Genomic DNA, 16,355 nt, shown 5'->3' with positions numbered 1-16,355 from the left:
GCGGCGGCGTCGGCGTGGGAGCCGTCGCCGCCGCGTTGGCTATCGGTCCGGCGTCCGGGTCGGATATCGGTCCGGCGTCCGAGTCCGCTATCGGTCCCGCGTCCGCGTCGGCTATCGGTCCCGCGTCGGCTATCGGCCCGGCGTCGGGGGTCGGCGGCGCGCTCATCCGGTGACCGTCCGCTTGAGGGCGGCCCGCTTCAGGGCCCGGGCCCGGCGCGCCACCTTGCGCACCGTCTCATTGCGCGGGATGAACGCCAGCTGCGAGGGCACCGCCCCGGGCAGGGCGAGCGCGGTCAGCCGGCGCTTCTTGAAGTAGCGCCAGGTGTTGTTGTCCAGGTGGGCGGCCAGATAGCGCTCGGTCGCGGGCCGCAGATCCGGGTAGATCTTGGCCTGCATACAGAAGCCGACCGCGGTGACCAGCCCGGTCAGCCGCTTGCCCGCCCGCTCGTCCACCGGCTGGGCGGCGGCCACCGCCTTGTGGTCCTCGAGGTCGGGCAGCAGCGCGTCCACGATCGTCACCGGCACGCGGTTGCTGTTCTGGTACGGGGTGAGCCGCTCCAGCAGCGTGTCGGTGCCGATCCGGGCCACCGGCAGCCCGTAGAAGACGTCGGCGGTGAGCAGCGCGGTGGAGAAGCAGCCGATGACCAGGGCCGGGCTCATCCGCTGGTACAGCACCTCGGCGAGGACCGGGGTGTCCATGACGGTCAGCTCCGCGCCCAGCTCGGCGGCCTTCTTCTCCAGCATCCGCGACCAGCGGGCCGGGGCGGTGGGGTGCGGCTTGAAGACGACGGTGCGATGGCCAAGGGCCACGGCGCCGCGCAGCATCCGCAGATGCAGCTCTTCCTCCTCCTGCGGGGAGAGGATGTCCAGCGCGGACAGGTACTGGCCGAGCAGCAGCGCCGGGCCGTTGCCGACCGCGATCCGCTCGCTGGCGGAGGCGACGCTGCGCGGGGCGGCCTCGGCCACCTCGCTGAGCACCTTGGTGAACACCTCGGTCGGCAGGATCTCCGGCTCGACGCCGAACTCGGTCAGCAGCAGCGGCCGCAGTCCGGGCACCAGGTCGAGGTGGAGCAGCCGGCGGATCCGGGTGCCGATCAGCGGGTCCAGCTTGTTGCGGGTCGGGCCGTAGCTCATCAGCCCGTCCGCGTAGACGTCGATGGGCGCGCCCTGGAACACATTGGCGACCGCCATCGCCGGGTTGACCTGGATGGACTCCAGGATCAGCTCGATCTTGTCGTCGCCGAGGTTCCACAGCAGCCGCAGATGGCGCTCCCACAGCGGGGCGTCGTCGACGCGCGGGGCCCAGCCGCCGGGGTGGAACGGCGAGATCGTCTCGTTCCAGGACAGCACCCGGTCGAAGCGGCCGCGCAGCCGCTCGAAGCCGGGCATCTCGTCCACCGGCGGGGTGGTCTCCGGGGTCGCGGCGTTGTTGCTGATCAGCAGCAGCCGGCGGTCGGCCGGGCCGACGCTGCCCGCGTCGATCGCGGCCGCGAGGGTCGCCGCCCCGTAGAGGGTCGAGGCGAGGAAGATCTGGGTGCGCTTGCGCTCCGCCAGGGGCTTGTAGGCGGACATCAGGCCGCCACCTCCGCCCCCGCGGACCGGCGCTTGACTCGCCGCAGTCGTGCGGCGCGCTCGTAGTCCATGGAATCCAGTGCGTCCTTCAATACGTCCTGGGGCATGCGTTTCATCGCCGCCGCCGACATGGAACGGAGTTTGCGTGCCACTTGTGGTTCGAATCTCTCGATGTTGCCGAGGTGGTGGGAAATGATCGCGCAATAGGTGCGGACGGCCTTCGGCAGCAGGGCGTCGGCGTCGCGGTCCCGCGCGGTTTCCTCGATCACCTGGTCGAATGCGCGAATGAAGTCCAGCTGCCGCACATCGCCGATCTGGGTGAGCGAGGAGGAGACCCCGCGCCGGTAGAACACCCCGGCCAGGCCGAGGACGGCGAAGCTGCGGGCCTCGCGGTGCAGCCGCCAGATCCAGGGCCGGTCCTCGGCGGTGCGCAGCCCGTGGGTGAAGTGCAGCAGCCCCTCGTCGACCAGGCGGCGGTGGTACATGCCCGCCCAGGCGTAGGGGTAGTCGACGGAGGTGGAGCGGTCGGCCGGGAGGATCACGTCCCGAGGGTTCATCACCTCATTGCGGCGGCCGTGCGGCACCCGGGTGATGGAGCGCGCCCGGGCGGTGCACTGGACATGGTCGGTGCGGACGAAGTCGCACCCCAAGTCCTCGATCGCCGCGAGCAGTTGGGCGTAGTAGCCGGGGGCCAGCCAGTCGTCGCCGTCGAGGAAGGCGATGTACTCCCCCGTGGCGTTGTCCAGGCCGGTGTTCCGCGCGGTGGCCAGCCCACCGTTCTTCTCATGCCGTACGTAGACGGCCCCCGGAAGGTCGCGTTCTGCCCGCTCCAGGATCTCCGGCGTCCCGTCGGTGGCACAGTCGTCGACGAGAATGAATTCGAAGTCCTCACGCGCGTTCGCGCGCAGACTTCTGAGCGTGTCGGGGGCATAGGTCTGCACGTTGTAGAACGGCACGATGACGGAGAGCTTAACCACGCGGGTGACGCTAGGTCGCCGGTCGGCATTCGTCTTGACCTAGGGTGTACGTAAAGGTGAACGAAGGACGTCGGAACGGTTAACCCGCCGCTCCAGCCAGCCGATTCTCCAATCGTCGATGTTCTGTTAACCCTTTGTTGCTCTTGCGTTGGGCCGTGAATCGACAACGCTTCCTAGCGTCTCCGATGTGTCCTCACGTACCAAATCCCCTGTGCGAGTCGCCGTGCTCGCCGACTCCGACACCCGGTGGAAATGGGGCGCGCTCACCGCGCATCGCCTCGTACCGGATGGGTCGGGTTCAGCCTCGGAGCGCCGCCTCGACGGCTTCCTGCTGCGCGGCCGCGCCACGCCGACCGCCCGGCAGCTCACCGAGGTCGGGGTGCGCGCCGACGCGATGCGCGAGGTCACGGGCGTGGAATTCGTACGGGCGATGGACCGTGAGCGCTATGACGTGATCGTCCTCTCCCTGGTCGGCGGCGCCGTCCAGGCCATGCTGCACGGACTGCGCCACGCCTGGGAGGGCGCCGAGCGCCGCCCCGTGGTCGTCACCGGCTATGTCGGGGTCGTCTACGAGAAGCTGGCCGACGGGCTGCTGCTGCGCCACGGCGCCGATGTGGTGCTGGCCAACTCGCGCCATGACGCCGAGCGCTTCCGTGACGTCTACCAGGGCGTCGGCGCCGACGCGGAGAGCGTCGTGGAGTGCGCGCTGCCCTTCCTCGGCGGCGACCGCTACGACGAGAAGGCGCGGCTGGGCCGGAAGTACCCCGGCGGCACCGTCGTCTTCGCCGTCCAGCCGTCCGTCCCGGACAACCGCGCCGACCGCACCTATCTGCTGCGCCGCGCGGTGGAGCACGCGCGCCGCCACCCGGACCGCGAGGTCGTGGTCAAGCTGCGCTCCAAGCCGGGCGAGCACACCACCCACATCGAGGAGCTTCCCTACCAGAAGCTGATCGCGAAGTTCGGCGACGATCTGCCCGCCAACTTCCGGCTCGCCTACGGCAACATGGGCGAGGTCCTGGACACCGCGGACCTGCTGGTCACGGTCAGCTCCACGGCCGCCCTGGAGTCGCTGCACCGCTCGATACCGACCGCCGTGCTCACCGACCTCGGGGTGCGGGAGACGCTCGGCAACCACCACTTCCTCGGCTCCGGCTGTCTGGCCTCCTGGGACCAGCTGGACGCCGGGCACCTGCCCGAGCCGGACGCCGAGTGGCTCGGCCGCCAGGGCGTGGCCGCCGACGGGCCGTACGAGACCTGGTTCGACGCCGCGCGGGAGCGGGTGGCCGAGCTGGCCGCCGCACCGGCCCTGCCGCCGCTCGACCCCTTCTACACCCCCGTCACCGCACCCGGCTATCTGCCCGGCCGGCTCGCCCGGTACGGCTTCGAGCCGGACGGCTCACCACGTCCCGGCGCCTCCGCCGAGGACGAGGCGCAGGTCTCCGCGTTGCGGCGGGTGGTGCGCAACACGATGCGGGAAGCGGCCCGCGGCGCCTATCGCCATGGCGTCCAGCGCGTGGCTCCCGTCATCCGGCGGATGGGGGAGCTGTGAGCGGCGACCCGCGCGCGAACCAAGAGGAGGCCGGGACGGCCTCGATCACCTCTGCAAACCCTGAAGGAGCCGCCATGACCGCCTCGAGCCCGTGTGTGCTCGCCGTGATCCCCGCCCGTGGCGGATCGAAGGGCGTCCCCGCGAAGAACCTCGCCGCCGTCGGCGGTGTGCCGCTGGTCGCCCGCGCGGTCATGGAGTGCCGGGCGAGCCGCCTGGTGACGGACGTGGTCGTCTCCACCGACGACACCGGCATCGCGGCCGCGGCGCGCGGGGCCGGCGCGGTGGTCATCCAGCGGCCCACCGACATCGCGGGGGACACCGCCACCAGCGAGGCCGCGGTGATCCACGCGATGGACGCCTACGAGGCGTCGCACGGCACCACCGTGGACGTGGTGCTCCTGGTGCAGTGCACCAGCCCCTTCATCATCAGCGAGGACATCGACGGGGTGGCCGCGGCGGTCGCCGAGAAGGGCGCCGACACCGCGCTGACCGTCGCCCCCTTCCACGGCTTCGTCTGGCGCGAGGGCGAGAACCCGCAAGACGACGGCGGCGACGGGGTCAACCACGACAAGTCGTACCGCCCGCGCCGCCAGGACCGGCCCCAGGACTTCCTGGAGACCGGCGCCGCCTACGCGATGGACGCGCGCGGCTTCCGCAAGGCCGGGCACCGCTTCTTCGGCCGCACCGACCTGGTGCGCACCGACCCCGCCCGGGTGCTGGAGATCGACGATCCGCACGATCTGGCCCGCGCCCGCGCGCTTGCCCCGCTGTTCGACGCCGAGCGGCCGGGCGCCCTCCCCACCCGCGACGACATCGACGCGGTGGTACTCGACTTCGACGGCACCCAGACCGACGACAGGGTGCTCGTCGACTCCGATGGACGCGAACTCGTGGCCGTGCACCGCGGCGACGGGCTCGGGATCGCCGCCCTGCGCCGCGCTGAGCTGGCGCTGCTGATCCTGTCCACCGAAAAGAACCCGGTCGTCGCCGCACGGGCCCGCAAACTCCAGGTCCCCGTGCTCCACGGCATCGACCGAAAAGATCTCGCACTGAAGCAGTGGTGCGAGGAGCAGGGCATCGCGCCGGAGCGCGTGCTCTACGTCGGCAACGACGTCAACGACCTCCCGTGCTTCGGCCTCGTCGGCTGGCCCGTGGCGGTCGCAGGTGCGCACGACGTCGTGCGCGGCGCTGCACGTGCGGTCACCTCCACCCCCGGAGGGGACGGCGCGATCCGCGAGATCGCCTCGTGGATTCTCGGAAAGGAACTGTCTTAAGTGAGCTCCAACTCTCGCCTCCGTACCCTCGGCGCGAAGACCGCCGGACCCGGCCACCCGGTCTATGTCACCGGTGAGATCGGCATCAACCACAACGGCGACCTGGAGAACGCGTTCAAGCTGATCGACGTCGCCGCCGAGGCCGGCTGTGACGCGGTCAAGTTCCAGAAGCGAACCCCGGAGATCTGCACCCCCCGCGACCAGTGGGACATCGAGCGCGACACCCCCTGGGGCCGGATGACCTACATCGACTACCGCCACCGCGTGGAGTTCGGCGAGGACGAGTACCGCGCCATCTCCGAGCACTGCGCCAAGCGCGGCATCGACTGGTTCGCCTCCCCGTGGGACACCGAGGCCGTCGCCTTCCTGGAGAAGTTCGACGTCCCGGCGCATAAGGTGGCCTCCGCCTCGCTGACCGACGACGAGCTGCTGCGCGCCCTGCGGGCGACCGGCCGCACGATCATCCTGTCGACGGGCATGTCCACCCCCAAGCAGATCCGCCACGCGGTGGAGGTGCTCGGCAGCGACAACATCCTGCTGTGCCACGCCACCTCCACGTACCCGGCCAAGGCCGAGGAGCTCAACCTGCGCGTGATCAACACGCTCCAGGCCGAGTACCCCAACGTGCCGATCGGCTACTCCGGCCACGAGACCGGTCTCCAGACCACCCTGGCCGCCGTGGCGCTCGGTGCCGCGTTCGTCGAGCGTCACATCACCCTCGACCGCGCCATGTGGGGCTCGGACCAGGCCGCCTCGGTCGAGCCGCAGGGCCTGACGCGCCTGGTGCGGGACATCCGCATCATCGAGGAGTCCCTCGGTGACGGCGTCAAGAAGGTCTACGAGAGCGAGCTCGGCCCGATGAAGAAGCTCCGCCGTGTCGCGGGCGTCGTCGCCGAGTCCGAGTCCGAGTCCGCCGACCGCGAGCCCGCCGCGGTCTGAGGCACTCTGCCGTGAATCCACCGGCCGGTGAGCCCGGCCCTTGCCCGGAAGCGGCGGGCACCCCTGACTCGTCGGGGGCTGCCCACCGCTTCCGGGCCCTGCCTTTGGACGGTGCGATGGTCTCCGCTGCCCCCTCTGCCTCTCCGGCCACGCTCGCCTTCGTCGAGAGCCCGGTTCAGCTGCTGAACGTGCTGGAGTGGGCGTACGCCGACGCCCAGCGCGCCGCGGGCCCCGGGGCCACGGCGCCCCAGGACCTCACCGTGGTGGTGCTCTCCCCGCACGATCCGATGACCCGCGGCCAGCTGCGCCGGATGGCCGAGCTGACGCGGGACGAGGGCTTCGCCGTGCGCTGGGAGGACGCCCGCGGCGGGGCCGGCGCGCCGATCAAGACCATCGGCGGACTGCGCGGACCGCTGCGCCGGGCCGGGCGGATCGTGATAGGCGATCCGTTCTCCCGCTATGTCCAGCTGCTGCTGACCCTCACCCGGGCCAAGGACCTGGTCGTGGTGGACGACGGCACGGCCACCATGGAGTTCATCTCCCAGCTGGCCAAGGGCGAGCCCCTGGTGCGCTGGCACCGGCGCGGCAGCAAGGGGCCGCGCGACATGGTGTTCGCGCCGGTCTCCGCCACCGCGCGCCGTCGGCTCACCCCGGGCACCAAGCGCCGGGTCGAGGTCTTCAGCTCGATGCCGGTGGAGCCGCCCGCCGGGGTCACCATCACCGCCAACGACTTCGCCTGGACCCGCGCCCGGTTCGGCCCGCCCCGGCTCACCGGCGGCACCGACCTGGTGGGCACATCCCTGGTCGAGACGGGCGTGGTGGACCTGGAGCGCTATCTGGAAGCGGTCGGCTCGCTGGCCCGCACCCATGGCGCCACCCGCTACTTCGCGCACCGCCGGGAGAGCGCCGAGAAGCTGCACCGGGTCTCGGCCGAGGTGGGCCTGGAGATCGTACGGCCCGATCTGCCGCTCGAGCTGATAGCCCGCCGCGGCCCCATCGGCCACACGATCGTGAGCTTCCCCTCGACCGTGGTGCACACCCTGCCGCTCGCGCTCGTGGGCACCGGCGTCCAGGTCGCGGTCTGCGATGTGGACCCCGCCTGGCTGACCAGGGACGCCTCCCCGCGCGCCCAGGGCTTCCTGTCCGGGGTCACCGGGACGGCGCGCGATGTGCGCCGGCTGGGCTCGGGGCCGCAGGCGGGGTCACCCCCGCCGAGGGACGCGGCCCCGCCCAGGGACTCGGTCCCGCAGCGGGACGCGGCCCCGCCCGCGAACCCGGGACCGCCCGCGGCACCGGTCGCGGCGTCCTGAGAGCGATCGCGCGGCGTCCTGAGGCGTCTCAGGTTCTGAGCTCGTCGCCCGTACGGCCGTGTGGCGCATCTCACCCGCGGCCGACCGGGAAATTGGGTGTTATACCCCCTGACTAGGAAGATCATGCAGCGGGGCGGGTACTTTTGCGTACCCGAACAGATTGAATTTTTGTTGATCGACATTCGGCGGACCCACCTGGCGTTCTACGCTTCTTCAGGTGAAGCAATTGATGTCCCTCGATGCGACCGATGTCACACCCACCGACGCGCCCGCGCTGCCCGGCACGCTCCCCGACGAGCTGCGTGCCGAACTCATCGCCTTCCGGCGCGACTTGCATATGCACCCCGAGCTCGGCAACTGCGAGTTCCGCACCACCGCCGCGATCAAGGCGCGGCTGGAGCAGGCGGGACTCGAGCCTCGGGTGCTGCCCTCCGGTACCGGTCTCATCTGTGACATCGGCCCGCGCGACGGCGTAGCGCCCCTGCTGGCGCTGCGCGCGGACATCGACGGGCTGCCCATCCCCGACACCAAGACGGTGGACTACCGCTCGACCGTCGCCGACCGCGCCCACGCCTGCGGCCACGATGTGCACACCACCGTCGTGCTCGGCGCCGGTCTGGTCCTGGCCGAGCTGGCCCGCGAGGGGCGGCTGGCGCGCCCGGTGCGGCTGCTGTTCCAGCCCGCCGAGGAGGTGCTGCCCGGCGGCGCGGCCGACGCGATCGAGGCGGGCGTGCTGGACGGCGTCGGCCGGATCCTGGCGCTGCACTGCGACCCGAAGGTCGAGGTGGGCCGGATCGGGCTGCGGGTCGGGCCGATCACCTCGGCCTGCGACCGGCTGGAGGTCTCGCTGGACGGGCCGGGCGGCCACACCGCGCGCCCCCATCTGACCACCGACCTGGTGACCGCCGTCGCCAAGGTGATCACCGAGGTGCCCGCGCTGCTGGCCCGCCGGGTGGACGCCCGCTCGGGTCTGGCCGTCACCTGGGGCCGGGTGGAGTCGGGCCACGCCTGCAATGTGATCCCGCAGCACGCCGAGCTGTCCGCCACGGTCCGCTGCCTGGACCTGCCCGCCTGGCGGGAGGCACCGGACCTAATCCATGCCGCGGTGGACGAGATCGCCACCCTGCACCGCGCCAAGTCGGAGATCAACTACATCCGCGGCGTCCCGCCGGTGGTCAACGAGGCGAGCTCCGTCGAACTGCTGCGGGACGCGATGATCGCCCGCCGGGGCGCGGACGCGGTCGAGGGCACCGAGCAGTCCCTGGGCGGCGAGGACTTCTCCTGGTACCTGGAGCGGGTGCCCGGCGCGATGGCCCGCCTCGGCGTCCGCAAGGTCGGCGACACCACCCGGCGCGACCTCCACGCGGGCGACTTCGACGTGGACGAGGGCGCGATCGCGGTGGGCGTGGAGCTGTTCACGGCCGCCGTGCTGCTGGACCGGAACGCGTAGCGCCGACCGGCCGGAACGCGTAGACCCGAAACGGCCTGAACGCGTAGATCCGGCGGTCGCGGCGCCGTGCGCTCCCCTTGGCGCGCGGCGCGATCACCCCTTCGTCACCGCCGGTACCGCTCGCGGACACGAGAGGTTCGCGACGATCCGATAACGGCTTCCGAGGGGGCCTTTATCTGGCATCTACGCGCGTTACGATGCGGCGGAGCCAGCGCCGCAAGGGGCGCTTCGAGATCATCAGAGGGGACCCTCGTGCGCCGGGTATCCACGATAGCTGTCGCGGGCATTGCCACCGCGGCTCTCGCATTTTCCGTCACCGCGTGTGGCAGCAGTTCCGAAGAGGGAAGCAAGGACGCCGGCGTCGGCCTGGCCTACGACGTGGGCGGCCGCGGCGACCACTCCTTCAACGACTCCGCCGCCAAGGGCTATGACAAGGCCCTGAAGGACTTCGACGTCAAGGGCAAGGAGCTGACGGCGAAGGACGGCGACACGGACGCCGACCGCTACGACAAGCTGGCGAGCCTCGCCGAGGCGGGCTACAACCCCGTCGTGGGCGTCGGCTACGCGTGGACCCCCTCGCTCACCAAGGCCGCCAAGAAGTACAAGGACACCGACTTCGCCATCGTCGACTCGGTCGTCGACGCCAAGAACGTGGCCAGCCTGGTCTCCGCCGAGCACGAGGGCTCCTACCTCGCCGGCGTGGCGGCGGGGCTGAAGACCAAGTCCAACAAGGTCGGCTTCATCGGCGGCACCGACAGCGCGCTGATCAAGAAGTTCGCGGGCGGCTTCCAGCAGGGCCTGAAGGACACCAACCCCAAGGCGTCCCTGGACGTCCAGTGGGTGCAGGTCGGTTCGCCCAAGGGCTTCGGCATGCCGGACCGCGGCAAGGACATCGCCGAGGGCATGCTCTCCAACAAGGTCGACGTGATCTTCTCCGCGGCCGGTGGCTCCGGCGCGGGCGCCATCGAGGCGACCGCGGGCAAGAAGGGCACCTGGTCGATCGGCGTCGACGGCGACCAGTACTACGACAAGGGCCTGGCCCAGTACAAGAACGCGATCCTGACCTCCATGGTCAAGACCGTGGACGGTTCGGTCTACGACTTCATCAAGAGCGTCGTGAAGGACAAGAAGCCCGAGAGCGGCGTCCAGACCTACGACCTCAAGCGCGGCGGCGTCTCCCTCTCCTACTCCGGCGGCTTCATCAACGACATCAAGCCGAAGATCGAGGCGGCCAAGAAGAAGATCATCGACGGTCAGATCAAGGTCCAGGACACCTACAAGGACTGACCCCTCGCGCCACGGACCCGCGACGAGACCCCCGGGCATCCGCCCCGGGTCCGCCCGGGTCCGTGGCGTACCCCGGCCGGTCCGGCCCCCGGCCAGCCCCACCCCCTCCGCCCCTCAGGAGTGCGCCATCAAAGCCGCCAGCCCACCCAAGGGCGCTCCCGCCGGTGCCGTCACCGACGTCGCCGTAGAACTCCACGGAATCACCAAGCGGTTCCCCGGAGTCGTCGCCAACCACGACATCGACATCACCGTGCGCCGCGGCACCGTGCACGCCCTCGTGGGCGAGAACGGCGCGGGCAAGTCGACCCTGATGAAGATCCTCTACGGGATGCAGCGCCCGGACGAGGGCACCATCGCGATCGACGGCGAGACGGTGGAACTGCACTCCCCGGCGGACGCCATATCCCGCGGCGTGGGCATGGTGCACCAGCACTTCATGCTCGCCGACAACTTCACCGTGCTGGAGAACGTGGTCCTCGGCGCCGAGAAGCTGCACGGCATCGCGGGCAAGGCGCGGGCCCGGATCAAGGAGATCTCCGACGCCTACGGTCTTGGCGTCCGCCCCGATGTCCTCGTCGAGGACCTGGGCGTGGCGGACCGTCAGCGGGTGGAGATCCTCAAGGTCCTCTACCGGGGCGCCCGGACGCTGATCCTCGACGAGCCGACCGCCGTGCTCGTCCCGCAGGAGGTCGACGCGCTCTTCGACAACCTCCGCGAGCTCAAGTCCGAGGGCCTGACGGTGCTGTTCATCTCGCACAAGCTGGGCGAGGTGCTGTCCGTGGCCGATGACATCACCGTCATCCGGCGCGGCACCACGGTCGCCTCCGTCGTACCGTCCGAGACCAACCCCCGGCAGCTGGCCGAGCTGATGGTCGGCAGCGAGCTGCCCTCGCCCGAGACCCGCGAATCCACCGTCACCGACACCGACATGCTCGTCGTGGACGGGCTGCGGCTGACCGCCACCGATGTGGACGGGGTCGAGCGGGCCGTGCTCGACGACATCGACCTCACCATCCGCAAGGGCGAAGTCCTCGGCATCGCCGGTGTGGAGGGCAACGGCCAGGCCGAACTGGTCGAGGCCATCATGGGCATGCGCGACCCCGACGCCGGCACGATCACCCTGGACGGCGCCGACATCTCCCACGCGCCCACCCGCAAGCGGCGCGAGGACGGCATCGGCTACATCCCCGAGGACCGCCACCGGCACGGGCTGCTGCTGGAGGCGCCGCTGTGGGAGAACCGCATCCTCGGCCATGTCACCGAGGAGCCCAACAGCAAGGCCGGGCTGCTGAACCCGGCCGCCGCCCGGCGCGACACCGAGCGGATCGTCGCCGCGTACGACGTGCGTACGCCGGGGATCGAGGTCACCGCGGCCTCGCTGTCCGGCGGCAACCAGCAGAAGCTGATCGTCGGCCGGGAGATGAGCCACCACCCCAAGCTGCTGATCGCCGCGCACCCCACCCGGGGTGTGGACGTGGGCGCCCAGGCGCAGATCTGGGACCAGATCCGCGCCGCGCGCCGGGACGGCCTGGCCGTGCTGCTGATCTCGGCCGACCTGGACGAGCTGATCGGCCTGTCCGACACCCTGCGGGTGATGTACCGCGGCCGGCTGGTCGCCGACGCCGACCCCGCCACGATCACCCCGGAGGAGCTGGGCTCGGCCATGACCGGCGCCGCCTCCGGCCATCTGGAGGGCCCGGCGGACGACGGGACCGAGGCCGCCCCTGGCAACGAGGCCGAGGCCGGAACCGCGACCGGGGGAGAGGACCGATGAAGAAGCTGGACAAGGAGCGGGTGCTGCTCGCGGTCGCGGCCCCGGTGCTGGCGCTCGCCGCCGCGTTCGTGGTGACCGCGCTGGTGCTGCTGGCGACCGGCAAGGAGCCGTTCAACGCCTTCGGCATCATGTTCGACTACGGCGTGAAGGCCGACAGCCAGGTCTACATCCTCAACAAGGCGACCACGTACTACCTGGCGGGGCTCGCGGTGGCCATCGGCTTCCGGATGAACCTCTTCAACATCGGCGTCGACGGCCAGTACCGGCTCGCCGCCTTCTTCGCCGCCGTCGTCGGCGGGGCGCTGAAGCTCCCCGGGCTGGTGCAGATCCCGCTGATCCTGCTGGTCGGCATGCTCGTCGGCGCCATGTGGGCGTCCATCGCCGGTCTGCTGAAGGTCTACCGGGGCGTCAGCGAGGTGATCAGCACCATCATGCTGAACTCCCTCTCGGGCATCGTCATCAGCTATCTGCTGGTGGACGGCCGGCTGGCCGACCTGGACAAGCAGACCAACATCGTGGCCACCGACCCGCTGCCGTCCTCCAGCCACTTCTTCACCATCCCGGCGGGCGGCGACCTCGACCCCATCTGGGGCTTCATCGTGGTCGCGGCGCTCGCGGGCGCCGGCTTCTGGTTCCTGCTCGGCCGCACCCGGTTCGGCTTCGACCTGCGCGCGGTGGGCCGCTCCGAGTCCGCCGCCCAGGCCAGCGGCGTGAACGTCAAGCGCATGGTGCTCACCAGCATGCTGCTCTCGGGCGCGATGGCCGGTCTGATCGGCATGCCGACCCTGCTCAACGACACCCACCAGTTCACCTCCGACTTCCCCACCGGCATCGGCTTCACCGGTATCGCCATCGCGCTGCTCGGCCGCAACAACCCGGTCGGCATCGGCCTGGCCGCCGTGCTGTGGGGCTTCCTCGAGCGCGGCGCCAACCGCCTGGAGTTCGAGGGGTACGACAAGGAGATCGTCGGCGTGATGCAGGGCGTGATCGTCCTGTGTGTCGTCATCGCGTACGAACTGGTGCGCCGCTACGGGCTCAAGCGCCAGCAGCAGAGGGTGGGCGCGGAGCTCGCCGCCCAGGCCAGGGCCGACAAGGGTACGGACAAGCAGGAGACGGAGGTGCCGGCATGAGTGCCACGGTGACCACCACCAAGAGCACGAGCACGCCGGGCAAGGGGAACGGGCCCGCCTCCCGGATGTCCCTGGGCAAGGTGCTGCTGATCGTCGCCGGGGCGCTGGTCGCGCTGTCGGTGCTGCGGGCGCTCGTCGACGCCGCCCAGCAGGCGGACTTCGACCGCGTCACCTCCGCCGGGCAGATCGGTGCCGCGCTCTCCATGGCCGTGCCCATCGGCCTCGCGGGCCTCGGCGGGCTGTGGTCCGAGCGGGCCGGTGTGGTCAACATCGGCCTCGAGGGCATGATGATCCTCGGCACCTTCTTCGGCGCCTGGGCCGGCTACCAGAGCAACCCCTGGGTGGGGGTGCTCGCGGGCGTCCTCGGCGGCGCGGTCGGCGGGCTGATCCACGCGGTGGCCACCGTCACCTTCGGGGTGGACCACATCATCTCCGGTGTGGCGATGAACATCCTCGCCCTCGGCGCCACCACCTATCTGGCCAAGCGCTGGTTCGAGCCGCTGGCCGACATCGGCGGCTCCCCGAAGAACTCCCCGCAGGTCGACCCCATCCAGTCGTTCACCGTCCCCGGACTGTCCGACTGGCTCGCCGACCTGGAGAACCACCACTGGTTCCTGGTCTCGGACGTCGCGGGCATCCTCGGCGGCCTGGTCACCGACATCTCGGCGCTGACCGTCGTCTCCGTCCTGCTGGTCGTGGGCAGCTTCTTCGCCCTGTGGCGCACCTCGTTCGGACTGCGGCTGCGGTCCTGCGGTGAGAACCCCACGGCGGCCGAGTCCCTCGGCGTCAACGTCTACCTCTACAAGTACGCGGCCGTGGTGATCTCCGGCGGCCTCGCCGGGCTCGGCGGCGTCTTCCTCGCCCTCGTCCGCTCGCACATCTACAACGAGGGCCAGACCGGCGGCCGCGGCTACATCGGCCTCGCCGCCATGCTCTTCGGCAACTGGCGGCCGGGCGGGCTCGCGATGGGCGCCGGTCTCTTCGGCTACTCCGACGCGCTCCAGCTGCGCAACGGCGGGGCGACCGTGCACGCCCTGCTGCTCCTGGTCGCGCTCGGCCTCGCCGCGCTGGCGGCCTGGCGGATTGTCCGCAAGAGTTATGTCGCGGGCGCGGTGTCCGGCGCCGCGGCCGTCGCGCTGCTGCTGTGGTACGCCCTGACCGACACGGTCCCCAACGACCTGGTCAGCGCCACGCCGTACATCGTGACCCTGCTGGTCATGGGGCTCGCCTCACAGCGGCTGCGAATGCCCAAGGCGAACAACAGGCCCTACCGGAAGGGACAGGGCACATGAGCACTTCCGCCGCCGCGGCCCCCGACTGGGAGTCGCTGCGGGTACAGGCCCGGGACGCCATGTCCCGGGCCTACGCCCCCTACTCCGGCTTCCCGGTGGGCGCCGCCGCGCTCGTCGACGACGGCCGCACGGTCAGCGGCTGCAATGTGGAGAACGCCGCGTACGGCGTCGCATTGTGCGCCGAATGCGGTCTGGTCTCCTCCCTCGTCGCCTCCGGCGGCGGCCGCCTCACCGCCTTCACCTGCTGCGACCGCGAGGGCACCGTGCTGATGCCCTGCGGCCGCTGCCGTCAGCTGCTGTGGGAGCACGGCGGCCCGGAGCTCCAGGTGGACACCGCCACGGGCATCCGCCCGCTCGCCGAACTCCTCCCGGACGCCTTCGGCCCCGCCGACCTGCGCCGCGCCGCGGCCCACGGCTGACGCCCGCGCCGCCTCGGCCCGGCCGGTCGGCCCGCTGAATCGGCCCGCGCCGCCTCGGCCCCCTGAACACGAAAGGCCCCGTACAGCCCTCATGGACGCCATCTCCGTCATCCGCGCCAAGCGCGACGGCACCCGCCTCACCGACGCCCAGATCGACTGGATCATCGACGCCTACACGCGCGGCGAGGTGGCGGACGAGCAGATGTCCGCGCTCGCGATGGCGATCTTCCTCAACGGCATGGACCGGGCCGAGATCGCCCGCTGGACCGCCGCGATGATCGCGTCCGGTGACCGGATGGACTTCTCCTCCCTGCCCCGCCCGACCTCCGACAAGCACTCCACCGGCGGCGTCGGCGACAAGATCACCCTGCCGCTCGCCCCCCTCGTGGCCGCCTGCGGAGCCGCCGTACCGCAGCTCTCCGGCCGGGGCCTGGGCCACACCGGCGGCACCCTGGACAAGCTGGAGTCCATCCCCGGCTGGCGCGCCCAGCTGACCAACGCCGACATGCTGGCCGTCCTCCGCGACGTCGGCTCGGTCATCTGCGCGGCGGGCGAGGGGCTGGCCCGGGCCGACAAGAAGCTGTACGCGCTGCGCGATGTCACCGGCACGGTCGAGTCGATCCCGCTCATCGCCTCCTCGATCATGTCCAAGAAGATCGCCGAGGGCACGGGCTCCCTGGTGCTGGACGTCAAGGTGGGCTCCGGCGCCTTCATGAAGGACATCGACTCCGCGCGCGAGCTGGCCACCACGATGGTCGGCCTCGGCAACGACCACGGCGTCCGTACGACCGCCCTGCTCACCGACATGTCCACCCCGCTCGGCCGCACGGCGGGCAACGCGCTCGAGGTCCGCGAGTCCGTGGAGGTCCTGGCGGGCGGCGGCCCGGCCGACGTCGTCGAGCTCACCCTGGCCCTGGCCCGCGAGATGCTGGACGCGGCGGGCCTGAAGGACGCCGACCCCGCCAAGGCCCTGGCCGACGGCTCCGCGATGGACCACTGGCGCCGCATGATCGCCGCCCAGGGCGGCGACCCGGACGCCCCGCTCCCGGTGGCCCGCGAACACCACGTCCTCCACGCCGAGTCGACCGGCGTCCTCACCCGCCTCGACGCCTACGCGGTGGGCCTGGCCGCCTGGCGCCTGGGCGCGGGCCGCGCCCGCAAGGAGGACCCGGTACAGGCGGGCGCGGGCATAGAACTCCACGCCAAACCGGGCGACCACATCACCGCCGGCCAGCCCCTCCTCACCCTCCACACCGACACCCCGTCGGCCTTCCCCTACGCCCTGGAAGCCCTGGCCGACGCGATCGACTACGCCCCCGCGAACACGGAATTCACCACGAACCCGATCGTGCTGGAGCGCATCGCCTGACCCGGGCGTCCTG

General features: G+C 71.2%; 13 protein-coding genes. 11 read left to right on the top strand and 2 right to left on the bottom strand.

Translation table 11 applies throughout. The features are described from left to right. Positions 1 to 162: 162 nt before the first annotated feature. The gene (locus ACT2CW_RS00200) at positions 163 to 1,572 is read right to left on the bottom strand and encodes a polysialyltransferase family glycosyltransferase (protein ID WP_445515084.1); all 1,410 of its coding nucleotides are present in this window, start codon (positions 1,570 to 1,572) and stop codon (positions 163 to 165) included. After that, positions 1,572 to 2,549, bottom strand: coding sequence for a glycosyltransferase family 2 protein (locus ACT2CW_RS00195; RefSeq protein WP_037953487.1), 978 nt, complete (start codon positions 2,547 to 2,549; stop codon positions 1,572 to 1,574). The genes ACT2CW_RS00200 and ACT2CW_RS00195 overlap by 1 nt, the downstream gene beginning before the upstream one ends. A gap of 187 nt (positions 2,550 to 2,736) precedes the next feature. Between ACT2CW_RS00195 and ACT2CW_RS00190 the strand changes: the two genes are divergently transcribed. From ACT2CW_RS00190 to ACT2CW_RS00140, 11 genes are all read left to right on the top strand, one after another. Next, positions 2,737 to 4,098, top strand: coding sequence for a DUF6716 putative glycosyltransferase (locus tag ACT2CW_RS00190; protein ID WP_445515083.1), 1,362 nt, complete (start codon positions 2,737 to 2,739; stop codon positions 4,096 to 4,098). A 74-nt stretch (positions 4,099 to 4,172) separates the two neighbouring features. Then, positions 4,173 to 5,372: a cytidylyltransferase domain-containing protein gene (locus ACT2CW_RS00185; RefSeq protein WP_414081650.1), complete on the top strand. Its 1,200-nt coding sequence runs from the start codon at positions 4,173 to 4,175 to the stop codon at positions 5,370 to 5,372. Next, positions 5,373 to 6,311, top strand: a complete 939-nt coding sequence (locus ACT2CW_RS00180; protein WP_086883669.1) for an N-acetylneuraminate synthase family protein — start codon at positions 5,373 to 5,375, stop codon at positions 6,309 to 6,311. Positions 6,312 to 6,427: 116 nt separating this feature from the next. Continuing rightward, positions 6,428 to 7,621, top strand: coding sequence for a hypothetical protein (locus ACT2CW_RS00175; protein ID WP_445515082.1), 1,194 nt, complete (start codon positions 6,428 to 6,430; stop codon positions 7,619 to 7,621). Between the two features lie 229 nt (positions 7,622 to 7,850). Next, on the top strand, positions 7,851 to 9,071 hold the full coding sequence (locus ACT2CW_RS00170) for an amidohydrolase (RefSeq protein ID WP_445515650.1): 1,221 nt from the start codon (positions 7,851 to 7,853) through the stop codon (positions 9,069 to 9,071). Between the two features lie 252 nt (positions 9,072 to 9,323). Beyond that, a complete protein-coding gene (locus ACT2CW_RS00165; RefSeq protein WP_164431140.1) occupies positions 9,324 to 10,358 on the top strand; it encodes a BMP family lipoprotein in 1,035 nt (344 codons plus the stop codon). 127 nt (positions 10,359 to 10,485) lie between these two features. Next, positions 10,486 to 12,132 carry an ABC transporter ATP-binding protein gene (locus tag ACT2CW_RS00160; protein ID WP_445515649.1) on the top strand — a complete coding sequence of 549 codons (1,647 nt, stop codon included), beginning with the start codon at positions 10,486 to 10,488 and terminating at the stop codon, positions 12,130 to 12,132. After that, positions 12,129 to 13,262, top strand: a complete 1,134-nt coding sequence (locus ACT2CW_RS00155; protein WP_414081651.1) for an ABC transporter permease — start codon at positions 12,129 to 12,131, stop codon at positions 13,260 to 13,262. The genes ACT2CW_RS00160 and ACT2CW_RS00155 overlap by 4 nt, the downstream gene beginning before the upstream one ends. Next, on the top strand, positions 13,259 to 14,554 hold the full coding sequence (locus ACT2CW_RS00150; RefSeq protein WP_164431138.1) for an ABC transporter permease: 1,296 nt from the start codon (positions 13,259 to 13,261) through the stop codon (positions 14,552 to 14,554). The genes ACT2CW_RS00155 and ACT2CW_RS00150 overlap by 4 nt, the downstream gene beginning before the upstream one ends. Continuing rightward, positions 14,551 to 14,973 (top strand): cytidine deaminase, encoded by a 423-nt coding sequence (locus tag ACT2CW_RS00145; RefSeq protein WP_445515081.1) that lies wholly within the window; start codon positions 14,551 to 14,553, stop codon positions 14,971 to 14,973. The genes ACT2CW_RS00150 and ACT2CW_RS00145 overlap by 4 nt, the downstream gene beginning before the upstream one ends. Before the next feature lie 91 nt (positions 14,974 to 15,064). Further along, the gene (locus ACT2CW_RS00140; protein WP_445515080.1) at positions 15,065 to 16,342 is read left to right on the top strand and encodes a thymidine phosphorylase; all 1,278 of its coding nucleotides are present in this window, start codon (positions 15,065 to 15,067) and stop codon (positions 16,340 to 16,342) included. The last annotated feature ends 13 nt before the right edge of the window (positions 16,343 to 16,355 follow it).

This window comes from Streptomyces sp. NEAU-174, from assembly GCF_052665095.1.
Note: the sequence above shows the minus strand (reverse complement) of the source record. Positions and strands in the feature narration are given on the sequence as shown.